20 protein-coding genes are annotated in these 24,221 nt (G+C 36.8%); 10 read left to right on the top strand and 10 right to left on the bottom strand.

Annotated features, from left to right (window positions below; translation table 11 throughout):
- Positions 1-37 precede the first annotated feature (37 nt).
- Both ispA and AC27G3_RS04360 read right to left on the bottom strand, forming a co-directional pair.
- Positions 38-928, bottom strand: a complete 891-nt coding sequence (ispA, locus tag AC27G3_RS04365; protein ID WP_487119146.1) for a (2E,6E)-farnesyl diphosphate synthase — start codon at positions 926-928, stop codon at positions 38-40.
- On the bottom strand, positions 928-1,191 hold the full coding sequence (locus AC27G3_RS04360; RefSeq protein WP_487119144.1) for an exodeoxyribonuclease VII small subunit: 264 nt from the start codon (positions 1,189-1,191) through the stop codon (positions 928-930). Before AC27G3_RS04360 ends, ispA begins: the two co-directional genes overlap by 1 nt.
- A 230-nt stretch (positions 1,192-1,421) precedes the next feature.
- On the opposite strand from AC27G3_RS04360, the gene pomA reads away from it, so the two are divergent.
- The 3 genes from pomA to thiI all read left to right on the top strand — a co-directional run bounded on the left by pomA (position 1,422) and on the right by thiI (position 4,851).
- A complete protein-coding gene (pomA, locus tag AC27G3_RS04355; protein ID WP_487119143.1) occupies positions 1,422-2,189 on the top strand; it encodes a flagellar motor protein PomA in 768 nt (255 codons plus the stop codon).
- Positions 2,190-2,198: 9 nt separating this feature from the next.
- On the top strand, positions 2,199-3,140 hold the full coding sequence (locus AC27G3_RS04350; protein WP_487119141.1) for a flagellar motor protein MotB: 942 nt from the start codon (positions 2,199-2,201) through the stop codon (positions 3,138-3,140).
- Between the two features lie 244 nt (positions 3,141-3,384).
- Complete coding sequence (gene thiI, locus AC27G3_RS04345) at positions 3,385-4,851, top strand: tRNA uracil 4-sulfurtransferase ThiI (protein ID WP_487119139.1); 1,467 nt, start codon at positions 3,385-3,387, stop codon at positions 4,849-4,851.
- Positions 4,852-5,010: 159 nt separating this feature from the next.
- Here thiI and AC27G3_RS04340 read toward each other — a convergent pair whose 3' ends face one another.
- Complete coding sequence (locus tag AC27G3_RS04340) at positions 5,011-5,955, bottom strand: ketopantoate reductase family protein (protein WP_487119138.1); 945 nt, start codon at positions 5,953-5,955, stop codon at positions 5,011-5,013.
- On the bottom strand, positions 5,952-6,305 hold the full coding sequence (locus AC27G3_RS04335; protein ID WP_487119136.1) for a VanZ family protein: 354 nt from the start codon (positions 6,303-6,305) through the stop codon (positions 5,952-5,954). Before AC27G3_RS04335 ends, AC27G3_RS04340 begins: the two co-directional genes overlap by 4 nt.
- 148 nt (positions 6,306-6,453) lie before the next feature.
- Here AC27G3_RS04335 and AC27G3_RS04330 point away from each other — a divergent pair, with 148 nt between their 5' ends.
- Positions 6,454-6,936 carry a YajQ family cyclic di-GMP-binding protein gene (locus AC27G3_RS04330; RefSeq protein WP_487119134.1) on the top strand — a complete coding sequence of 161 codons (483 nt, stop codon included), beginning with the start codon at positions 6,454-6,456 and terminating at the stop codon, positions 6,934-6,936.
- 236 nt (positions 6,937-7,172) lie between these two features.
- Positions 7,173-8,519, top strand: a complete 1,347-nt coding sequence (locus AC27G3_RS04325) for a sodium-dependent transporter (RefSeq protein WP_487119132.1) — start codon at positions 7,173-7,175, stop codon at positions 8,517-8,519.
- Positions 8,520-8,622: 103 nt separating this feature from the next.
- On the opposite strand, the gene AC27G3_RS04320 is transcribed toward AC27G3_RS04325, so the two are convergent.
- On the bottom strand, positions 8,623-8,826 hold the full coding sequence (locus tag AC27G3_RS04320; protein ID WP_487119380.1) for a helix-turn-helix domain-containing protein: 204 nt from the start codon (positions 8,824-8,826) through the stop codon (positions 8,623-8,625).
- A 402-nt stretch (positions 8,827-9,228) separates the two neighbouring features.
- Between AC27G3_RS04320 and AC27G3_RS04315 the strand changes: the two genes are divergently transcribed.
- Positions 9,229-10,869 carry an AMP-binding protein gene (locus AC27G3_RS04315; protein WP_487119131.1) on the top strand — a complete coding sequence of 547 codons (1,641 nt, stop codon included), beginning with the start codon at positions 9,229-9,231 and terminating at the stop codon, positions 10,867-10,869.
- Positions 10,870-10,881: 12 nt separating this feature from the next.
- On the opposite strand, the gene AC27G3_RS04310 is transcribed toward AC27G3_RS04315, so the two are convergent.
- Together AC27G3_RS04310 and AC27G3_RS04305 are read right to left on the bottom strand one after the other, a co-directional pair.
- Complete coding sequence (locus tag AC27G3_RS04310) at positions 10,882-11,604, bottom strand: TIGR01621 family pseudouridine synthase (RefSeq protein ID WP_487119129.1); 723 nt, start codon at positions 11,602-11,604, stop codon at positions 10,882-10,884.
- Positions 11,605-11,606: 2 nt separating this feature from the next.
- Positions 11,607-12,965, bottom strand: a complete 1,359-nt coding sequence (locus AC27G3_RS04305) for a Na+/H+ antiporter NhaC family protein (protein ID WP_487119127.1) — start codon at positions 12,963-12,965, stop codon at positions 11,607-11,609.
- Positions 12,966-13,315: 350 nt separating this feature from the next.
- Between AC27G3_RS04305 and AC27G3_RS04300 the strand changes: the two genes are divergently transcribed.
- The 3 genes from AC27G3_RS04300 (at position 13,316) to AC27G3_RS04290 (ending at position 18,804) form a co-directional block, all read left to right on the top strand.
- Positions 13,316-16,204: a M16 family metallopeptidase gene (locus AC27G3_RS04300; RefSeq protein ID WP_487119126.1), complete on the top strand. Its 2,889-nt coding sequence runs from the start codon at positions 13,316-13,318 to the stop codon at positions 16,202-16,204.
- Between the two features lie 134 nt (positions 16,205-16,338).
- Positions 16,339-17,922 (top strand): glutamate--cysteine ligase, encoded by a 1,584-nt coding sequence (gshA, locus tag AC27G3_RS04295; protein ID WP_487119124.1) that lies wholly within the window; start codon positions 16,339-16,341, stop codon positions 17,920-17,922.
- A 261-nt stretch (positions 17,923-18,183) separates the two neighbouring features.
- Complete coding sequence (locus tag AC27G3_RS04290; protein ID WP_487119122.1) at positions 18,184-18,804, top strand: transglycosylase SLT domain-containing protein; 621 nt, start codon at positions 18,184-18,186, stop codon at positions 18,802-18,804.
- Between the two features lie 421 nt (positions 18,805-19,225).
- Here the strand turns inward: AC27G3_RS04290 and AC27G3_RS04285 are convergent, their stop codons facing one another.
- The 3 genes from AC27G3_RS04285 to AC27G3_RS04275 form a co-directional block, all read right to left on the bottom strand.
- Positions 19,226-20,512 carry an HlyC/CorC family transporter gene (locus AC27G3_RS04285; RefSeq protein ID WP_487119120.1) on the bottom strand — a complete coding sequence of 429 codons (1,287 nt, stop codon included), beginning with the start codon at positions 20,510-20,512 and terminating at the stop codon, positions 19,226-19,228.
- A gap of 87 nt (positions 20,513-20,599) precedes the next feature.
- Entirely contained in the window at positions 20,600-21,397 is a 798-nt protein-coding gene (locus AC27G3_RS04280) for a cytochrome C assembly family protein (RefSeq protein ID WP_487119118.1), read from the bottom strand.
- Between the two features lie 107 nt (positions 21,398-21,504).
- The gene (locus AC27G3_RS04275; RefSeq protein ID WP_487119116.1) at positions 21,505-22,590 is read right to left on the bottom strand and encodes an SO_0444 family Cu/Zn efflux transporter; all 1,086 of its coding nucleotides are present in this window, start codon (positions 22,588-22,590) and stop codon (positions 21,505-21,507) included.
- A gap of 215 nt (positions 22,591-22,805) precedes the next feature.
- On the opposite strand from AC27G3_RS04275, the gene ffh reads away from it, so the two are divergent.
- Positions 22,806-24,194, top strand: coding sequence for a signal recognition particle protein (ffh, locus tag AC27G3_RS04270; RefSeq protein WP_487119114.1), 1,389 nt, complete (start codon positions 22,806-22,808; stop codon positions 24,192-24,194).
- Positions 24,195-24,221: the final 27 nt, after the last annotated feature.

The raw sequence follows: 24,221 nt of genomic DNA, 5'->3' as shown, positions 1-24,221 counted from the left end.
TATTTATTTTTATTGCTATCGAGTATTATATTTTAAACTAATGCGAACGTTTTATAATAAAGGTGGCAAAATCTGATAATGCTTGGCTATTGTAAGGCAAACTCGTTAAAGCTTGAAGTGATTGTTGGTATAAGTGCTGCGCTTTTTCTTGTGCGCCCTGTAAACCTAACAATGCAGGGTAAGTACTTTTGTTTGCCGCAACATCAGAGCCTTTAGGTTTACCTAATTCTTCTTCTGATGAGGTAATGTCTATTATATCATCTCTTACTTGATAGGCTAAACCAATAAATTGAGCATATTGCTTTAACGATATTTTATCTTGAGCAGTCGCATTTATAGAGCATTCTGCTGCCATTAATACCGAAGCTTGTAAAAGTGCACCTGTTTTTAAAGAGTGTAGGGTTTCTAGGGCGTTTAATGATATTTTTTTGTCTGTTCCTGATAAATCTAACGCTTGCCCACCACACATACCTTGATAGCCTGAGGCGTTAACAAGTTGCTGAATAAAAGTAATACGTTTATTCGATACCTCAGCAGAGAATTCATAATTGGCTAAGATATCAAAAGCCAAGGTTTGTAAACTATCCCCAGCAAGAATAGCAGTAGCTTCATCAAAAGCTTTATGGCAAGTAGGTTTGCCTCGACGTAAGTCGTCATCGTCCATTGCTGGTAAATCATCATGCAATAACGAATAAGCATGAATGCACTCAACAGCAGCAGCAACTGCGTCTATATCTTCAATGTTCGCGCCTAAGGTTTCACCAGTAATATAAGCCAGATAAGGGCGCATACGTTTGCCGCCAATAAGTAAACCATACCGCATTGCTGCTAATAATTTTTCATCATTCACGACAAGCTGATCAAGTCTGCTTTCTAGAAATTGATTGATTCTTGATTGATATTGTTCAAGATTGACTATGTCGGTCACTAAACTTCTTCCGTGGCGTTGTCATCTGAAGGTAAAGAAAACTCGGTTAATTGCTCTTGGCCATCTTTTGCCAATAAAATTTTAATTTTCTGCTCAGCATCTTGTAACTTAGATTGGCTTATTTGGCTAAGGTTAAGGCCGCGCTCAAAAAGTGTCATCGACTCTTCTAAACTAAGCTCACCCTGTTCAAGATTTTGTACTATGGTATCGAGTTCATTTAAAGATTCTTCAAAACTCAAGTTTTCAAGTTTTTTCTTAGCCATAATGTTACTAATTTTATTTTAAAATGTGAGGTAAAGATATCGCGCAAACTTACCTCAGCTTGGCGCTTAGGTCAATGAAGCATCCCATATTTGGGCAATAATTCAAGATTTTTAAAAAAAAGTACAATTAATTATTAAGAAATTGGTGCTATGGGCGATAATAATCATATACTTATGATTATTATTTAAAAGATACAACTCGAACTCGGGAGTTGTTTTAGGAGTTAAGTGTGGATTTAGCAACAATACTTGGAATTGTCGGCGCGATTGGTTTACTTATCATGGCAATGGTGCTTTCTGGCGATGTTGGTATGTTTGCTGATACACAGTCAGTTATTATTGTTTTTGGCGGCTCTGTTTTTGTCGTGCTAGCAAACTATAACTTAGGACAATTTTTTGGTATCGGTAAAGTGATCGCCAAAGCTTTTTTATTTAAAATTGAAAAGCCAGAAGAGCTGATTGATAAAGCCGTTGATATGGCCGATGCCGCGAGAAAAGGTGGATTTTTAGCTTTAGAAGAAGCAGAAATCACCAATCCTTTCATGCAAAAAGGCGTAGATATGCTTGTTGATGGTCATGATGCCGATGTTGTTCGAGGCACTTTGCAAAAAGATATTGCCCTAACCGCTGAGCGACATGAAAGGGGCGTTGGTATGATGATGTCGCTTGCTGATGTTGCTCCAGCTATGGGGATGATCGGTACGTTAATTGGCCTAGTTGCCATGTTATCAAATATGGATGATCCTAAATCTATCGGTCCTGCTATGGCGGTTGCTTTATTAACCACATTGTACGGAGCATTTCTTGCCAATGTTATTGCGATCCCTATTGCCAATAAATTAAAACTTCGTTTAGCGGAAGAACAAATGAATCAGGAGCTGGTATTGGATGCTATTTTAGGTATTCAAGACGGTCAAAATCCTCGAGTTATTGAAGGGCTTTTACGAAATTATCTAGCGGAAGGTAAACGCACTATTAACACGACTGAAGAAGAGTAGGAGAGGCTAATGGCTGAAAAAAGTAAGTGCCCACCTCCTGGACTTCCCGCATGGATGGGGACTTTTGCAGATTTAATGTCATTGTTAATGTGCTTTTTCGTGCTGTTGCTTTCTTTTTCTGAAATGGATGTTTTAAAGTTTAAGCAAATTGCAGGGTCGATGAAATTTGCTTTTGGTGTACAAAATAAAATAGAAGTTAAAGATATCCCTAAAGGCACCAGTATTATTGCCCAAGAATTTAGACCAGGTAAGCCTGAGCCAACACCAATTGAAGTCATTCAACAACAAACCATGGAAATGACACAGCAAATGCTGGAGTTTCAAGCGGGTGATGAAACGTCTGCTGGTGGTCGTCAAGAGCAACGTGGTGACGCAAGAGGTGGACAATCTCAAAGTACCGCAGATGAATTATCAGCGGCAACTGTTCAAAAAGCTCAAGAGCAAATGGAAAAAGCTCAGCAAGAGCAAGTTAATGAGTTAGTGAAAAAAATTGCCGAACAACTTGAACAGGAAATACAAGATGGTGCGATAGAATTGGAATCTTTAGGGCAACAAATTACCATAAGAATTCGTGAAAATGGCTCATTCCCGTCAGGTTCATCGTTTTTACAACCTAAATTTAAACCTATTATTCAGGCTATTGGGGAGTTGCTAAAAACTGTGCCTGGAGAGATTATGGTGTCGGCTCATACTGATAATCGTGGTATTAGATCTGAATTATTTAAATCTAATTGGGATTTATCGAGCCAACGCGCAGTAGCCATTGCTCATGAACTTTTACAAGTACCGGGTTTTGATAAAGCACGAATGCTTGTTGTAGGACACGCGGATACTCGACCATTGGTACCTAATACTAATAGGCTCAACCGCAGAAGAAATCGACGAGTAGAAATATCCATTAACCAAGGGAAGTCGAAGATTTCTGAGCCGGTTACTGTAATTAAGGAATAGTTGTTCTAATTGTTAAATACATAATGCAGTAGTTGGTTGCTTTAAGCATGAGAAATGATCACAGAGTTAGTGAGATTGGTATTCATGCTCTTATACCTTTGATATTTTTAATTTCCCTCTAAACGTTAGCGGCTTTTTTATTCTATCCAATACTCGCTTCTTGTAGCGTTGCTCCCTTTTCATGTATAATTTGCGCCATTATTTTTTGCTAGTCTTATTCTAGTTAACTTGCGAGTTATAGCTGATGAAATTCATCGTTAAATTACAGTCTGAAATCACCATTAAAAGTCGTCCTGTACGGAAACGTTTTATAAAAATATTAGAGTCTAATGTTAAAAATGTATTACGCCGTGTTGACGAACAAGTAACGACTCGTGCTAACTGGGACAATATTGAAGTTAATACCAAAGACGACAGTCCTGAAAACCGTTTAGCGTTAATTGACACTTTAAAGTGTATTCCTGGTATTCCCCAATTTATTGAAGTACAACGTACAGACTTTAGTGATTTGCATGATATTTTTGAAAAAACCTTAGCTGTTCACGCCGAAACTATTGAAAATAAAAGCTTTTGTGTAAGAGTTAAACGCACTGGAACGCACGATTTTAACTCTATTAAAGTAGAGCAGTATGTTGGTGGTGGCTTAAATCAAGCGGTTGATAGTGCAAAAGTTAAACTTGCAAAACCCGATGTTACTATTCGTTTAGAAATTAAAAATAATGATTTATTTATTATTACTAACACGCACAAAGGCTTAAGCGGTTTCCCTATCGCTACCCAAGAAGATGTACTTTCGTTAGTTTCTGGTGGCTTTGATTCTGGTGTTGCTAGTTATCAAATGATTAAAAAAGGTGCTAGAACACATTACTGCTTTTTCAATTTGGGCGGTTCTGCCCACGAAGTTGGTGTTAAACAAGTATGTTATTACTTATGGAATAAGTTTGGCGCGTCTCATAAAGTTAAATTTTTCGCCATTGATTTTGAACCGGTTATTGGTGAAATTTTAGAAAATGTTGAAAATGGTCAGATGGGCGTTGTGCTGAAACGTATGATGATGCGCGCAGCAGCACAAATTGCTCAAAAAGGTAAAATTCAGTCATTAGTCACTGGTGAAGCTTTAGGGCAAGTTTCTAGTCAAACATTAACGAACTTAAATGTGATAGACAGAGTAACCGAAACCCTTATTTTAAGACCATTAGTCGCATACGATAAACAAGATATTATTGATATTGCTCGTGAAATTGGTACTGAAGATTTCGCTAAAACAATCCCTGAATATTGTGGGGTTATTTCTAAAAGTCCAACGGTTAAAGCGGTGCTGTCAAAAATTGAAGCCGAAGAAGCAAACTTCGACTTTAGTATTTTAGATAAAGTGATCAGCGAAACTCGTGTCTTTGATATTCGAGATATTGGCCAAGAAACCGAGGCTGAAATTAAAGCTGTAGATATGGTCGAACAAATTGCTGAAGGTACAGTAATTGTAGATATTCGTAGCCCTGAAGAAGAAGAGAATAATCCGTTAGAGATTGATAATGTGGAAGTTAAGCATTTACCTTTCTACAAATTGGCAACACAGTTTGGCGATTTGGACCAATCTAAAGAGTATTTATTATATTGTGATCATGGTGTGATGAGTAAACTACAAGCACTATTTTTAATCGATAATGGTTATAAAAACGTGAAAGTTTATCGTCCTACTCATAAAAAGTAATTTTTAGACGACGCTTCTTCATAAGTTTTTACTTTAACTCTACCGTTAATAGTTACCACAAAAACCGATCGCTATGATCGGTTTTTTTATGACCTAAAACACCATCAGAACGCTTGTTCTGAAAAATAAGAAAGGTGGGAAGTAAAGTTTACTAAAAGGCTAACTGTATTGAAGTTTATTGATTTGTTTATAAAGCAAGCTGTTAGCAGGAGTCGCGATGTTGAACTCTTGGCCTAAGTGATGAACAAAGCCATTAATGTACGCGATTTCAGTTTTTTTGTGTTTATTAACATCACAGCGCATTGATGAACTGTTATTCGCTGTTGCTTTGGCTACGTTGATTACAATGTTAATAAGAGCGTCAATTTCAAGAACTACTTTTTGAGTTTTTGCCACTAAAACAACTTCTTGTAAAATATCACGTATTTTCGAATGATATTTTTTCTGTGTAATGTCGCCATTATTCACATCATTCAAAGCAGTTAACGGGTTGATAACACAATTAATTGCTAATTTTTGCCATTGTTTTTCTGTAATGTTTTGATGAAAAGCTGCAGGGGCAAGTAAAGAAGTGAGAGTAGTGGTGATATGATCTGAAACAGGCGGCTTAGTTTTATTAATGTTAGAGGGCACATGCTCAGCCAAACCTAAGTCAACTTGACCTAAGCCCGTATGAACAATGTTTAACAAAGAGTTTTTTAAACAACCATGGGTTGTTAGCATTGTGATTACTACTTGAGTTGGCAGTAAGAGTGGAGCAATGTCTTCTAAAGTGCCCATGCCATTATGACATAGTGCTATGGTTGCTTTAGTACAAAATAATGACCTGAGATTTTCTACTGCTTGTTTAACTTGATAAGACTTTACTGCAAAGATAAGAATATCCGCATTTGTTATTGCCTCATCATCTGCATAAGTTAGCTCTTGGTCAGATATATCGCCCTCGATATTGGTGAACTGATAGTTCGCTTGTTTTTGTTTAGTTTGATAAGAAGGTCGAAGCGATACTGAATAGTGTGTTTTGTTTATAGTACCCTGATGACGGTTGATTAAATGATAAAGCAATAACCCTATTGCTCCTTGGCCGATAATAACAATATTCATAATGCGCTTTTTCGCCAGTAAACAGTGTAAATCCATTTCATTAAAGCAAAGAAAAGTATACCAACAACATCGGCGACAAAGTCTCTAAACTCACCATTTCTAAAGCCTAAATAGTACTGTCCTATTTCACTCAGTGCAGCGTAAAAAGTTAAACAAACCACTGTTGTCATTAAAGGGAATTTAAAAATGCTGTTGAGCAATAAAGATAGACAAAAGAATCCAATGAGGTGGCCAATAGTATCAATACCAGTTTGTTTAAAAATTAATCCCCTGATATCACTAGAAAAAGTTAAAACAATTACACATAACAATACAGTTAACAAAAACAAATAATGATGACGACTTTTCACAGGTAGGTACTAATAAGTTATATAAATTAAGTGGTGCCATCATACCATGTGTTTGCTAGATGTTTCTATTGCGACTTCGTTAATAGCTTTGTTACTATATCGATATATTTTTCCCCGTTATTAATACGTCAATACAGTAGAGATTACTATGCCATCGTTAGATATTGTTTCAGAAATAGAATTAGAAGAAGTGCGTAATGCAACTGAAAACGCCATCAAAGAGCTTGCGACCCGTTATGATTTTCGTGGTGTTGAAGCTAGTTTTGAGTGGAAGTCGCCTGTTGTTTCGGTAAGTGCAGAGTTAGATTTTCAGGTGAACCAAATGTTAGATATTTTACGTAGTAACTTGGCAAAACGTAAAGTAGACGCCAAAGCAATGACTGTCGGTGATTTTGTTCACAGTGGCAAAAAATATACCGCGAAAGTTACCTTTAAAGAAGGTATTGAGCAAGATGTGGCTAAGAAAGTCGTCAAGCTCATCAAAGAAGAAAAAATGAAAGTGCAAGTTGCCATACAAGGTGAACAAGTGCGAGTGACAGGTAAAAAACGTGATGATTTACAAGCGGTAATGCAGCTTGTGCGACAAGCCGATTTATCACAATCTTTTCAATTTACTAACTTCAAAGACTAATTAGAACCGACCCTAATATATTACCCTTTTTAGTATTGAACGCTAAAAAGGGTAAAAGCCGATAAAAAGGTGTAAAAGAGGTGTTGCTTTTATTCAGTAACTAAATCTTTACACTATTGCCTGCTTATTATGTACTCTAATAATGATAATAATTCGTTTTAACTCTATTTTTTAATTGATAAGTTAAGTAGATTAGAACGCTGAAATTCAACCTAATAATAAAAAGATGTGATCAAATGAGTGTTTCAAGAGGCGGCTTTAGTTCGCGTTTAGGCTTTATTATGGCTGCGGCAGGCTCTGCAGTAGGACTGGGAAATATTTGGGGATTTCCTACGCAAACAGCAAGCAATGGTGGCGCGGCATTTGTGTTAGTTTATTTAGTGCTAGCTTTTTGTTTAGCCTACCCTGCGTTTATGGCGGAACTGCTCATTGGTCGTTATGGGCAAGCGAACGCTGTTACTTCATTGCAAAAAATGTCTCGTAACCTTTGGCAAAAACGTTTCGCTTTTCTTGTCGGTTTTGGTGGAATTATTTGTGCAGCTCTTATTTTAAGTTTTTATGGAATTTTGGCTGGTTGGATGATGTCTCACGCTATTGAGCCTATCGCCGACTTGTTAGGCTTCGATTATGTTGCCAGTTGGCTAACTACGCAGACAATAACCAGAGATTTAGTCTTTTGTGCTTTGTTTATGGTACTAACAATATCGATCATTCGTAGTGGTGTTGAACAAGGTATAGAAAAGTGGTCGAAAAGATTAATGCCGTTACTCATTGGCTTACTTATTCTGCTGATAATTTATGTATTTACATTAGATGGCGCTAAAGAAGGCTTTGAAGCGTATCTTAATCCTGATATTTCGAGAGTTTTCGAGCCTAATCTATTAATTAGCGCGTTAGGCCAAGCTTTCTTTTCATTATCGTTAGGTACTAGCGTAATGATTATTTATGGCTCTTATATCTCTAAAAAAGAAAATTTAGTGACCTTAGGTGCACAAGTGACCTTAATTGATGTTTCAATTGCATTTTTAGCTGGGTTACTGATTATCCCTGCTATGTACGTAGCTCAGGCACAAGGTGTGGCGATATTTGCCGATAACGGTAGCTTGATTTCAGGCCCTAATTTAGTTTTTGATGTACTACCAACTTTATTTAATAGTATGGGCGCTGTGGGACTATTTGTAGCTTTTGGCTTTTTTGTTTTAATGTCGATTGCCGCATTAACTTCGTCAATCTCTATGCTTGAAGGCCCGGTGTCTTTTGTTGTTGAGCGCCATAAGGTTGAACGTAAAGTGGCAACCACTTTTATCGGAGGTGGCATTTTTCTGCTAAGCGCTCTAATCATTTACAATTTTGATATGTTATTTGGCTTAGTGATCAGTTTATCCACTGTTTATGGTCAGCCGTTAATTGCAATGCTTTGTTGTGTTTTTGTTGGCTGGATTTGGCATAGAAACGATGTATTAAGTGAAATAAAGCAAGGCAATGATGATGTTCAAAATAGCGTCTTTTGGAAAATTTGGCCTTGGTATACAAAGTTTGTTTGTCCTTTAGCTATTGGCGCCGTTTTTATTCATTCTTTGTAGTTGGCTACTAAATGCTTCAATAACAAATTTAATTTATTACGAACATAATTTACGGGTTAATCAGTAATGATTAACCCGTTTTATTTATATAAATAAAATTCGTTTAGTGCGTAAAACGCTTGCGGATTTCTGATGGCGTATCTCCGGTCCATTTTTTAAAAGCAGCTCGGAAATTAGACACATCATTAAAATCTACCGAATAGGCAATATCCTCTATTGTTAATTGTGTTTCTTTTATTAATTTTTTAGCCGCTGATGTGCGTAATTCTTTTATAATTTCTCTAAAACTTGTCCCTTGGCTTGACAGTCTTCTTCTTTGAATACTTTAGAAGCACGTTAAATTTTTATCATTCGTCAAAGCAACATGTTGATGTTAACTTGAAGTCATTATATGAAATAGATGCTTATACTAAAATTGATCTTTGTATCGTACTTCAAAGTGAGAATGTTAATATTGCGCTCGTTTGAAAAAATATTACCCATGAAGAAGTATTAGCTTATGTAGGAACTACACCTTTCTCAAGAAGTACGTTTGGTACTAATACTTTTTATGGCTTTGTAGATCGCCCTGCAACTTATGGCATTCAACTCGACTATAATTTTTAACACTACATAACAAAGCTTTACAATATAAGGATTTAATACCACTATTATGTGAGAATTAAATCCTTTATTGTTTATCAATACCTGTACTTTCTAAGGACAACTTATGGCTCAAGCATGGTTTAAAAACTATCCCGATGGTGTTGCTCATCATATTGATTTTAACGCTGAACATTCTTTATTAAATGCATTTAATCAAAGTGTGGATCAGTATCAAGATAACGTTGCCTTTAGTAATTTTGGCGCAGAACTTACTTTTAATCAGGTGGATCAATTATCGACAGATTTCGCCGCATATTTACAAAACCATTTAGCTATTAAAAAAGGAGAAAGAGTGGCGTTAATGTGCCCCAATACCTTAAGCTTTCCAGTAGCTATGTGGGGCATTATTAAAGTAGGTGCTGTACAAGTAAATGTTAATCCACAATATACAGCGCGAGAATTACAACACCAGTTAACAGATGCACAAGTCGACACCATTGTAATTTTTACACCTTCGAGTCAAGTGCTGGCTGAGATAGTTTCAAACACATCAATAAAAAATATTATCACTATTAATCTTGACGATTTAGTTGATAAAGGCCTTCCTGGGACACCTGTAGATGAAAGATTATCTTCAACAACTGAATTTTTAACCGCATTATCTATTGGGAAGAAAGAGCAATTTACACCCGTTGATATCACCTCTGCTGACTTACTTTTTTTACAATATACAGGTGGAACAACAGGGTTGTCTAAAGGAGCAATGTTAAGTCATGGAAACATTATGGCGAACACACTTCAATACCAAGAGTTTACCAAGGACAAAATAGATTTTGGTAAGGAAATAATAATTACTGCGATTCCTATGTATCATATCTTTGCATTAACGGCGAATGCACTGTGTTACTTCTTTTTTGGTGCTAAAAATATACTCGTTACTAATCCACGAGATATGGCAAGTTTTGTAAACGTTTGGCAAAACAATAAGGTGACTTTCTTTACTGGGGTGAATACCTTGTTTAATGGCTTATTACATACGCCTGGCTTTGATAATGCTGACTTTTCCGCCTTAAAACTTACTATAGGTGGTGGTGCTGCTGTACAAAATGCTGTGGCTAATAAATGGCAAAGTGTTACCGGAAATCGCTTACAAGAAGGTTATGGTTTATCGGAAACATCTCCTGTTTTAACGTTAAATCTTGGTAATAGAAGTAATGATAAAGGCGAGTATATTTCAGGTATAGGCTCGCCTGTACCTTCAACAGATATCTCTATTCGAGATGATAATGGTCATATTGTCGCTCAAGGTGAGGTCGGGGAGTTATGTGCTAAAGGTCCTCAAATAATGTTAGGTTATTGGCAAAATGAGCAAGCTACGAAAGCAACAATGACCAGTGATGGTTACTTTAAAACAGGAGATATAGCATTCCTTAGTCATCAAGGTTTTTTTCATATTGTCGACAGAAAAAAGGACATGATAAATGTTTCTGGTTTTAATGTTTACCCCAATGAAGTGGAAGCGGAAATAGCAGCAATTCCAGGTGTGTTAGAGTCTGCTTGTATTGGCGTTACTGATGATAAAACAGGTGAAGCAGTAAAAGTGTTTGTGGTTAAAGAAGATAACCAGCAAGCACTGACTGAGCAAAGTATTATAGATTACTGTCGCCAGGGGCTTGCTGCTTATAAAGTGCCGAAACAGATAGAGTTTATAGCTGAATTACCTAAATCGACAGTCGGTAAAATTTTACGACGAGAACTTAAATAAACGTTAAACAAACTATAGCGTTGGCCAATTCAATAACCAAGGAGTTTGCAGTTTGTTAAGCTGTTCAGTGGTTACTTCCTCCAAGTAATGATGTCCTGTACTTGGAGGTAAAGTGTACTGGTATTGTTGGTCATTTAGCTTAAACCTTAACGCGAAAGCGTGTAAATAGCCTCTGTCTTGTGGTGTTTTTTCTGCATTACTGTAATACCGTTCGTCACCGATAATAGGTGCGCCAATACTCGATAATGCGACACGTATTTGATGAGTTTTACCCGAATGCGGTTTAATTAAATAAAGGCGTTTACCGTTAACTAAAGGGTAAGAAAAAAACTGGCTAATAGCCGGATTATTCATACTTCTGACTAACTTCCAAGTGCCTCTACGGCTTTTTTCCATATCGCCCTTTATCAATCCTTGTTTCTTTTTAGGCTTTTTATCACTAATAGCCAGGTAGTATTTTTCAATACTGTGCTGACTAAATAATTGTTGAAACTGCTGTGCTGTCTCTAAATTTCGAGCGAATATTATTAATCCAGAAGTCATTTTATCTAAACGGTGTACAGGGAAAAGTTTTGCATTTCCTTTATTATCAAATGATTGGCAAACCAGATTAAACAGTCCCTGACCAAGTTCACTTTCATCATGAAAGTTAATCCCTGCGCCTTTATTGATTACAATAAAATCATGCTGAACATCGATAATAGAAAAGTTTAATTGTTCAGTTTTAGCGCCCATTTTTAAAAGCTCAACCCAACCAGTACATATAAGACAAGCGTGATTATACCGCCAAATAGTGCGTAAGGTAGTTGTGTTTTAACATGTTCAAAATGATCACAACCACTGGCAATAGAGGCGACAATGGTGGTATCTGAAATGGGCGATGCGTGATCGCCAAATATACCGCCGCCTAACACTGAAGCAACGAGAAAATGTATTGGCAAGCCGCTTTCTAAAGCGATAGGAACAGCAATAGGAATAAGAATTGCCCATGTTCCCCAAGAGGTTCCTGTAGCAAACGCCATAATTGCTGCAGCAATGAATAAAATCGGTGCCATTAACACTAATGGTACTTCTAGATTCATTAACTGACTCACATAAATTCCTGTACCTAATGCTTTTATAGCACTCCCAAAAGCAAAAGAAATTATCAATATGCTAACAGGGGCGATCATGGTTTTAATCCCTGAAATGGCTGATGCAGTAATTTGCTTTGGGGTTAATAAACGATAAAGCAATATCATTGAAATAAGTAGCGTAAGTGAACTCGCTATCGCCCAAAAAACAGAGAAAGAGCCTGATCCTCGTCTTATATCACCGTCACCAGTAATAAAGAGTAAGCCCAACGTAATAATCAGCAGACTTATTAACGGTAGCCACATCACACGGGCTAATGCTACTTGTTGAACAACAGGTGTTTTGGCGGTATTAATATGGGACTCTGCGTGTTTCATTGGTCCATAAACCTTACCTGAATACGCCGTATAATAAGCTAAAGCAACGGCAATAATGGCATAAAAATTATAACCAATGGTGCCAATTAGGATCCCGACAGGATCGTCAAAACTAAACTCGTCCAATAAGCCTAAAACATAAGCTCCCCAACCATTAATTAAAAACAAAATACTAACAGGAGCACAGGTTGAATCAAGCAAATAGGCGAGGCGTGCGCGGCTTAATTTATGTTTATCGAACAATTGCTGGCTTGCCATACCACCAGTAAACATACTTAAATTAGTGTCGGTAAAAATACTGGTACCAATAATGGTTGGCAGTAAGCTGGCTTGGCGTTTATTCTTGACAAAGTTTAAATCACTTAAATGATTGATGAAGCCGTTAACAGCGCCTGACGCATTCATCAGTGTGACAAGGGCACCAATTAATAAGCCAAAACAAATAATATAAACATTACCTATTGAGCTAAATACATGAAACAGTTCATTAACACCGCCAACGATACCTTGGAGTGGTTGCCAAGAAGAGATCATAATATGGCAAAGGAAAAGTCCAGCTAGTAGCGCTAGTAAAGCATTTTTACGCCATATTGCGATAATTATAGCAACGAGTGGAGGTAATAAGGTAATTGGACTGTCTTGCATATGAGCTTCTTGTTAGGCGGTTATTTTTGTTTTTTGAAGGGCTTTTTACAACCATGAATACTCTAACTGAAAATTGCTTGTTTATAAACAAGCTTTGTTGATTAAGAGTTTAGGACGTGTTGATTTTTCAAGCTCACCTCTGGAGGGCTAGGCTATTATTCCCTCCAGCTTCGTTATAAATCATTCAAATAGAACAACTATCAGCCATTCTTTATGCCTTGTTGGAGGAAAAAATAGCGCTAGCAGAGATAAGCATGAAAGATCACACGCCCTAATTTATTACAATTATTATACGACTTATGTCATGCTCTAAAGTCATTGAATTATATCTATTTGGGTTGCGAGTTATTATGGCAAAAAGCGTATTGTCTTTATCTTATTTTGTTGGCTTTTTTTTTCTTATTCTCGGGCTATCTTCTTGTAGTACAACATCAGAAATAGTTTTGCCTCAAGGTGTTGTTTTGCTAGAAGAGATTACCGCTGTTGAAGGCGAGGTGAGCATTCCATTTAAAAAATATCGCTTAGCTAATGGATTAACTGTGATATTGCATCAAGACTTTTCAGATCCACTTACCCATGTAGATGTTACTTACCATGTCGGTTCATCGAGAGAAGAGCTCGGAAAGTCGGGATTTGCACATTTCTTTGAACACATGATGTTTCAAGGTTCAAAAAATGTCGCCGATGAACAGCACTTTAAAATTGTGACTCAAAGTGGAGGTCATTTAAATGGAACAACCAATTCAGACAGGACTAATTATTATCAAACCGTGCCTAATAATCAGCTTGAGAAAGTTTTATGGTTAGAATCAGATCGAATGGGGTTTTTATTAGAGGCGATCACTGCAGAAAAATTTGAAATACAAAAGGCAACGGTTAAAAACGAACGGCAACAAAATGTGGACAATCGCCCTTATGGACGGTTGAACGAAACCATTAATCAAATGGTTTTTGACCGAAAACATCCATATTCTTGGCCAACAATTGGTTATATGACAGATCTTGATAGAGAAAACGTTACTGATTTGAAGCATTTCTTTTCTCGTTGGTACGGCCCAAATAATGCAGTATTAACTATAGGTGGCGACTTTGATGAACAACAAGCGCTTAACTGGGTAAACAAGTATTTTTCAGATATTGCTTCAGGGCCTAAAGTTGAAAGTTTAGAGAAACCATTAATTACCCTTAAAGAAAATCGTTATTTATCAATTACAGATAATGTCTCTCTGCCTTTAATTTATATGAGCTTTCCTACTGTTTATGCGATGCATGAGGATGAAGCCGCTCTTGATGTGCTTGCCAATGTATTAGGCAATGGACCTACTTCATTGTTATATAAAAACTTAGTTAAATCAGGGATTGCAGTACAAGCCGGGGCTGGACATCCATGTAGAGAACTCGCTTGTGGGATGAACTTTTTTGCACTACCTAACCCGCAGCAAAGTTTGTCACTAGTAAAAGTCGAACAAGTAATAAGGCAAACATTGGCAGAATTTGAGCAGCGCGGAGTGCTGGATGATGATTTACTTAAAACGAAAGTTAGCATTGAAACAGGCAATATTTATAGCTTGCAAAGCGTTGCGGGTAAAGTGTCGTCGTTAGCTGCTTTTCAAACCATGACAGGTGATGCTAATTATATTGCTAAAGACATTGCACGATATAATAAAGTTACAAAAAAGGATGTCATGCGGGTTTATCAAAGTTATATAAAAAATAAAGGCGCGGCAATATTGTCCGTTGTACCTGACAAAATGAATAAAGTGAATAAAGTGAATCAACTTGCTATCCTACCTCAACCAGATAACTTTGTTTTACCTGACGTGACTGAACCACCACTGAACAGCTCGGATCAACCTGTTGCTGTTGTTAATAAAGTTAACCAGTCGAGCTTTGATCGTAGCCATATACCTGCCGCTGGTAAGAACCCTCAAATTAAACTGCCTAAGTTGTGGCAAAAGCGTTTCGACAATGGGCTAAAGATTATTGGGGCAAAAAATACAGAAACTCCAACCATTAGTTTGTTACTCTCACTAGAGGGTGGTCCTTTATTAGATCCCATCGAAAAAGCAGGGCTGGCTTCATTAACTGCTTCTTTAATGGAAGAAGGCACCACCAATTACATAAAAGAAGCGCTTTCAAATGAGTTGGCAAAACTTGGTAGTAGTATTTCAATTGGCGCATCAGGGCGAAATACTTATATACAACTCTCTAGCTTAACCAAGCATTTTGATGCGAGTTTACTCTTAATGTACGATATGATGTTTAATCCTGCCTTTAATCAAGCAGACTTTGACCGAGTTAAAAATCAATTACTCCAAGGTTTAGAGCAAGCTGATAACGACGCTAGTAGCTTATCTGCACGAGCCTTGAAACAAACCTTGTTTGGTACAAATAACCGTGTGGGTTTTCCCGACCATGGTACAGTTAACACAGTTACGGCTATTACACTCGATGATGTTAAACAGTTTTATCAAAGCTATTTTTCTCCGAGCATGGCAAGCATGGTGGTTGTTGGTGATATCAAAAAAAACGATTTATTAAAAAAAATTGCAATGTTTAGCCATTGGCGTAAAAAAGAATATGCCATAGCTGATTATCTTGAGTTTCCTAAGCTTGATGAGAGCAAAATATTGTTTATCGATCTGCCTGATGCGAGTCAGTCTGTGATTAGTTACTCAAGAAGGGCAATGCCATTTGACACTTTAGGTGAGTATTTTAAAGCTACCTTAATGAATTATCCGATAGGAGGTGCATTTAATAGTCGAATTAATTTAAACCTACGTGAAAATAAAGGTTACACTTATGGTGCATCGAGCGGCTACTCGAGTGGGAAAACGTTAGGCTCTTTTAGTGCAAAGGCGAGTGTTAAAAAAGCGCATACTAAAGACGCAATGCTGGAGATTATGGCAGAATTAAAACGTGCTAGAGTTGATGGGTTATATAGTCACGAAGTGGAATTTATGAGGCAAGCTATCTCGCAAAATGAAGCGCTGAGTTATGAAGCACCTGGCCAGAAAAGTGCTTTTTTACGACAACTGCTGCAATTTGAACTCCCAATTGATTATGGCAAAAAGCAAACCAAGATAATTAAGACTATTTCCATTGAAATGTTAAATAGTATAGCTAAGCAAGAATTATCAAAACCGATGCAATGGATCGTCGTTGGCGACGGTCAGGTAGTCAAAGAGCAACTCAACGCCTTAGCACTTGAGGTAATTGATTACTCGTTAGTTGAGTAATGGCATTTATCTGTCAATATTCACACTTGTTTGAAAAGACTATTTTATTTCATTTAAGTGTAAACATTGAATTATTATTATTAACCCTCAAATAAGGAATAACTATTTGAGGGACGTATGTCCCAGGAGTTATTTTGACTTTATCATTGAATGATCGTATCCATGCCTTAAAAGAAGCGCCTAACCTTGCCAAAATTACTGAATTTGGTCGTGGTATAGAGCGTGAAGCGTTACGGGTTTTACCTCAAGGTGGTTTATCCCAAGAGCCGCACCGTTATACTATTGGCTCAGCACTTACACACCCTAATATTACTACGGACTACTCTGAAGCCTTATTAGAGTTTATCACACCTGTATCTACTGAACCTGAACAAGCAATTGCTCAGTTGCAAGATATTCAGAAATTTACCATGTCCAACATTGACGGGGAATTATTATGGCCATTTAGTATGCCTTGCTTTGTTGATGACGAAGATAAAGTACAGTTGGCTTATTTTGGTGAGTCAAATATTGGCAAAATGAAAACAGTTTATCGCCAAGGGCTTAAAAATCGTTACGGCTCCATGATGCAGGTAATCTCAGGTATTCATTTTAATTTCTCTTTTTCTGATGATTTTTGGCGATTAATCCAGCAGACAAGTAATAATCAAGATGATTTTGAGCAATTTAAATCTGATGGATATTTTGCGCTCATTCGTAATTATAAGCGTTACTGTTGGCTGATCCCTTATCTATACGGCAGTTCGCCAATTTTATGTGGCTCTTTCTTAAAAGCCGCGTCAATTAATGAAGATAATAGTCCTTTGGCCTTTAAAAAGTCAGATAGTGGCTATGTGTATTTAGAGCATGCAACGTCATTAAGAATGAGTGATTTAGGTTATACCAGCACTGAGCAATCAGAACTGCCTATATGCTATAACGATTTACCTGGTTACCTTGACGGTGTTGAGCATGCGATGAGCTTAAGCTCTGATGAATTTGCTAAAATAGGCGTTAAAGTCGAAGGGAAATATCAACAGTTAAATGCGAATGTGCTGCAAATTGAAAATGAACTATACGCACCTATCAGGCCAAAACGAGTGGCTAAGTCAGGCGAAAAACCATCACAAGCATTAAAGCAGCGAGGTGTTGAATATATTGAAGTGCGCGCCCTTGATGTTAATCCGTTTGTCGATACAGGTATTAGCATTGAGCAGGTTTATTTTTTAGATACTTTTATTACCTTTTGTGCGCTTGCGCCAAGCCCTCTGTTTGATTGTGATAGCCAGAATGACGCAGGAACCAATATGGATGAGGTAGTTGTCCGTGGTCGTGATCCTAAGTTGTTACTTAATGATAACGGCACTGAAAAGTCGGTAGTACAGTGGGGTAATGAGCTGTTTGAGCAATTTGAAGATGTTGCTCAATTACTTGATCTTGCTAAAAACACAAAAAAATATAGTCAACATTTGGTTAATGAAAGGGCTAAAATTAATGACAGTACTTTAACACCTTCAGCCAAGTTGTTAGATTTAGTGGTTAATCAAGATGAAAACTTAACGCAATTAGCACTAAATTATGCAGCAGGTTATCGAGCGTCATTAATTGCTTCAGACTATCAAGTATTTGATGAGCAATACTTCACATCCAGTGTGGCAAAGTCTCATCAAGACCAAGCAACGATAGAAAAAAGTGACGAAATAGACTTTGACGGTTTTTTAACTGAATATTTTTCTTAAGTGGAAATGGCTAAATAATAGGTAAAAAAAAGCGCGAAAACTTATAGTAAGTATCGCGCATAAAACATGAAACACTAAGGGAAATAAAAGCCTCTCAATAATTAAGAGTGTAAAGTTTCCCATTAGTTCAATTAATTTAATACGTATTTAAGATTAATTTAATTTTATCCCTCACTTATTTAAATAACTGAATAAATACTGCATTTTCAATCTCAATTCTGGCACACTATCGGCTATTGTATTAAGTTGCTGAACTTTTCTATGTCATTAAAAACACAATCGCTTGTTGCTTCGATCCTTTTTGTATCGTTAGTTGGCTGTGCGACCCCACCGCCTAAAAATCCCGAAAATATTTGTGAAATTTTTCGTGAACATAGAGATTGGTACTTTGCTGCAAAAGATGCCAGAGAGCGCTGGGGAGTACCAATACACGTGCCCATGAGTATGATGTATCAAGAAAGTTCTTTTCGTCATAATGCAACTCCTCCAAGAGATTATTTATTGGGTTTTATTCCGTGGGGACGTGTTAGCTCTGCTTATGGTTATTCACAAGCTAAAACGATGACTTGGGAAGACTATATTAAAGATACGGGTAACTCAGGCGCAGATCGCGATGATTTTGATGATGCAATCGATTTTATGGCGTGGTTTATTTATAAAACTCAAAAAATTAATAAAGTCTCTAAATGGGATGCGTATAATCAGTATTTAAACTATCACGAAGGTTGGGGTGGTTTTAAAAGAAAAAGTTATAAAAAGAAACCTTGGTTAGTTAAAGTTTCTCGTAAAGTAGATAACCGCGCTAGACGATATAGCAGTCAATTAAAGAGTTGTGAAGAAGAGTTAGATCATGGTTGGTTATGGCGATTGTTTTTTGGTTAGTCGTATTAACTAATATAAATTAATCAACATAAAATATTTAAATTGTTGTTTTTATTGTGTAAATTTTGTGTTGTTTTAATATGCTCTTGTCCGAGATAACAATTTAGTTGTACAGTTTTCTATTGATTTTAGGAAAACATATCTACGCATAAATCTTGCCAAAAAGTTAGTTTTTAATAGAAAAAAATAAACTAATGATCTAGGTAAACCTTCGTATAAATGATAAAAAAAAAGTTTAATCTTTTGTTAAATATTCATTGCAAAAGTCGAAGCTAGTATTTTATTGGTCTTGCATTTGTTATCCACAGAAATTGTGGAAAGATCGAATTGTGTGATGCCTGTGTATAACTTTGTGGTTAACTATTTATTCTAAAATATAAGTAAGCAGGCACTAGCATGTTTGTAGGCCTGCCTGTTTATTTTACTCTTCACTTGGTGATGATTCTAAACAAAACTCGGGCATTACTCTGACAGTTTTTATCATATTGTCACCAACATCAATAATTTCTATTGGGTAACCGGCAATGCGAACACTTAAATTATTTTCTGGTATATCTTCTAAATATTCGACAATTAATCCGTTAAGTGTTTTAGGTCCATCAGAAGGCAATTCCCAAGACATTTCTTTATTAATATCTCTAATTGTTGCGCTTCCATCGACTAAATAACTGCCATCAGGTTGCAAGTGGACTTCTTCACAAGGTTTAGGTGCCATGGTGGTAGTGAAGTCGCCAACAATTTCTTCTAGGATATCTTCTAAAGTAACTAAACCCTGTATATCACCATATTCATCAACTACTAAGCCAATACGTTCTTTTGCGTCTTGAAATTTAAGTAACTGAACATTAAGTGGTGTGCCTTCTGGAATAAAGTACAATTCGCGTACCGCTCTTAACAAGGTCGCCTTGGTAAATTGCTTTTTAGAGACCAGCTTTAAAGCATCTTTAACGTGTATATAACCTACAACATCATCAATGTTATCTCGATACAGTAAAATACGAGTATGGGTTGATTGTGTTAATTGCTTCTGTATTTTTTTCCATTCATTATTTACATCTATACCTACTAGTTCGCTGCGTGGGATCATAATATCTTCCACAGATACATTTTCGAGATCTAAAATACTTACTAGCATGTCTTGATCACGCTCAGGAAGTAATGCACCTGCTTCATTAACCACAGTCCGTAATTCTTCACTGCTTAAGCCGTGTTGTTCTCGTTGTTCAGCATTGATACCAATTAGCATTAGTATGCCATTTGTGATCCAATTAATTGCGACTACAAAAGGAAAAAGTATTTTAAGCAACACTTTTAAAATGATAGAGCTTGGAAAAGCAACTTTTTCAGGGTGTAAAGCGGCTAACGTTTTTGGCGTAACTTCTGCAAAAATTAGAATGACCAAGGTCAAAGCGATAGTGGCAATAAGCACACCCATATCGCCAAATAAGCGTAAACCAATAATGGTAGCTATCGCTGAAGCGGCAATATTAACTAAGTTGTTACCAATGAGAATAAGGCCAATAAGCCGATCTGGACGTGCCAGTAGCTTTGCAACTCTTCTAGCGCCTTTATGATTTTTGTTTTCTAAGTGCCGTAACCTATAACGGTTTAGTGACATTAGGCCGGTTTCTGAGCCTGAAAAGTAGGCTGAGATGAAAATAAGTAAGGCAAGTAAGCCAAACAGCATTTCGGTTGATATGTTATCCAATAGGGGATCCTAAGTTATGAAAAAAAGACTAGTGCTTAAAAAATAATCATTAAGTATTAGCCAAGAGACTTTATACCTTATAAATGTTTATAAGAGAAACTCTTTTACAAATCGACTGCCAAAATATGACAAAGTAAGCAGTGATGTTGCAATAACAGTTAATAATAATACTCTATGGCCTCGCCACCCTTGTTTAAAGTGGCCCCATAAAATAATGATATAAATAAATAGTGAAATCAACGATAACACAGTTTTGTGAGCTCTTTCTTTTGACAAGAAATCATCAAGAAAAATAAAACCACTAAATTCACTGATTAGTAAGCACAAGGTTCCAATATTTAAAATTAAGAATAGCTGATTCTCTACCTGCATCAAAGGCGGTAAATGACTGACCGCCGTTAGGTTTTTTCTTTTTAATTTATAATTTATATAGACAACTTGAAAGGCATATAAGGTGGCAATAACCAGTACACAATAAGCAATTAACGCTAAGGTGATATGTGTGATTAAAAACAGCTTTTCTGCGCTCAGTGGAATTTGTGCAACAGGCGGAATAAAAATCATTAATAATTGCCACAAACCTGCGAAACCATAAACAACAGGTAATAATAAATTGACTTTATATTTAAGCGCAGCTGCTGTTACACACAAGGTTATGATCAAACTAACTAAAGAGATAACATTAGGTAAGCTAAAGTTAACTTCTGCTTGTTGAAATAAATATTGTCCGTTAGTTAAAGTATGGGCAACAATTGCAATACAGCCTAAGGTCAGTACTAATAGTATATTTGGCCCCTTAGGGTGAAATAATTTTGATACTAAGGTAATTGCTGCAAGTACATAACCAATAAACGCAATACTTGATCCTAAAACTAATAAATCCACTAAGTGCTCCAACACTAAAATGCAACGACTTGATTCTAACAGACTGCTAAAGCAACTCCATGATTAAAATTAACTATTTATCATTTAGCGCTATTGTTTAAGCCAGTTTACTTGATAAAAATTTTTCTTAACGGTTTTATTGCTAATAATGCAATAAGTATTGCGCATGACAGATTAAACCAATATGGCAATATTGCATGACTATGCTGCATTTGCTCTGAAATATTAATGTCATAAAAATTAAGACCAAAATCAAGTAAGCTGCCAAAAGCAATAGCACAAACGGAAATTCCGATTAAATAATGCATCAATACCTTTGAGCCCATTTCATTTTTTATAACTCCTAACGTGGAGATATTTGTTGCAGGGCCTGCCATCATAAAAACTAGTGCGGTACCAGGGGATAGCCCGGCTAAAATAAACCCAGCCGCGATAGGAGTTGATGCCGTGGCACAAATATACATAGGAATTGAAATTACAATCATAACTAACATGGCGCCTAAACCACTGCCATAACTTAATAAAAACTCAGTAGGTAAAAACGTTTTTATTAAAGTTGCAAAAATTAATCCTATTGCTAACCAAACAATAATATCATCAATTAATTGGGTTGCAGCGTACTTCACTCCATGTAATGTTTTACGTAAAGGAGATTCCGTGAGTGGGGCTGATTTTGTGCTAGCGCAACAGGTAGTTTTTTCAACAGCTTTCATTTCTTCTTTAGGCGTTGATGAACTACAACAGCTAGTTGATGGCGTTACAGTTGGGGATTTTTCTGTCTCATCTTCTTTAATTGTCGCCACTAGTAGCCCGGTAATAATTGCTGACATTAAGGCGGTAACAGGGCGGTAAACGGCCATAATAGGGCCTAGCATTGCGTAGGAAACAGAAACTGAATCAACCCCTGTTTCTGGTGTTGCTACTAAAAAAGCAGAGGTTGCTGATTTTGATGCGCCACTTCTTCTTAACTCGGTTGCTACGGGAATTACACCGCATGAACACAAGGGTAAAGGTGCTCCGATAAAAGACGCTTTGAGTATGCTTTTATAGCCGCCACCTAAATGTTTGCTTAATATTTTTGTTGGCACCCAAGCTTTCATTAACCCCGCGATTAATAAGCCAAGTAATAACCACGGACTTGCTTCCGCACTTAATTCGACAAAATTATTGATTAATTCCCAAAACTTACTCATTAAACTACTCGATTATAAAAGAGGCAATCTATAGGGTAAGCCTAACAAATTCAGTGTTTATATTAAAGATTTCTTCGCACTAGTGGCATAATTTTGATAAGAAACGATGGATTAAAATTTTAATATATCGCTTTGTTGATATTTTATGCTTTCGCTTATTGCTATGGACGTTATAATAGAACAAATTTTCCATATTTTTGCTTTTAGAGTATTTCATGTTTGAGAACTTATCCGATCGTTTAACTAAATCGCTCAAGAATATCAGTGGCCGAGGCCGTTTAACCGAAGACAATATAAAAGATACCTTGCGTGAAGTGCGTATGGCATTGCTTGAGGCTGATGTCGCTTTACCTGTTATTCGTGACTTTATTGGTAAAGTTAAAGAGCGGGCACTTGGTAGTGATGTTTCAAAAAGTTTAACGCCAGGTCAAGTGTTTGTAAAAATTGTTCAGTCAGAGCTTGAAAGTGCGATGGGGGAGCATAACGAAGGCTTAGATTTAAAGGCGACGCCTCCTGCAATTGTATTAATGGCGGGCTTACAAGGGGCAGGTAAAACAACCTCTGTTGCAAAACTTGGTAAGTATTTAACTGAGCGTGAAAAGAAAAAGGTATTAGTGGTTAGTGTTGATATTTATCGACCGGCTGCGATTAAACAGCTGCAAACATTAGCTACTGAAGTTAAAGTTGAATTTTTTGAAAGTAATATAGATCAAAAGCCTATTGATATTGCTAATGCAGCAATTGATTATGCTAAAAAGCAATTTTTTGATGTATTAATTGTTGATACTGCTGGTCGTTTGCATGTAGATGAAAGCATGATGGATGAAATCAAAGATCTTCATGCGGCAATTAACCCTATTGAAACGTTGTTTACCGTTGATGCAATGACAGGCCAAGATGCGGCAAATACTGCTAAAGCCTTTGATGAAGCTTTACCATTAACTGGCGTTATCTTAACGAAAACCGATGGTGATGCCCGTGGTGGTGCGGCTTTATCTATTCGTCATATTACTGGTAAGCCGATTAAGTTTATGGGGGTTGGCGAAAAAACGGATGCTTTAGAAGCTTTTCACCCAGAGCGTATAGCCTCACGCATTTTAGGTATGGGGGATGTTTTATCACTTATCGAAGAAGTAGAGCAAAAGGTTGATAAGAAGCAAGCAGCTAAACTTGCCGCTAAAGTAAAAGGCGGAAAAGGCTTTGATTTAGAAGATTTTCGTGATCAACTCGTTCAAATGAAAAGTATGGGCGGTATGATGGGCATGATGAATAAATTGCCTGGTATGGGCAACATGTCTGATAAGATTAAAGACCAAATGGATGATAAAATTACCATTCAAATGGAAGCTATAATTAATTCAATGACACCAGGCGAACGTCAGCGTCCTGATGTGATTAAAGGTTCGCGTAAACGTCGTATCGCTGCTGGCTCAGGCACGCAAATTCAAGATGTGAATAAGTTATTGAAGCAATTTTCTCAAATGCAAAAAATGATGAAAAAAATGTCAGGTAAAGGCGGAATGAAGAAAATGATGCGTAGCATGCAGGGTATGATGCCACCAGGCGGAGGTATGCCACCGGGTGGAGGTATGTTCGGTCGCTAGGCAAATACTAGTTAATCAATAGACATT

The sequence above is a fragment of the Colwellia sp. SU-HH01217 genome (genome assembly GCF_057543495.1).
This window is presented reverse-complemented; position numbering and strand designations above follow the sequence as displayed.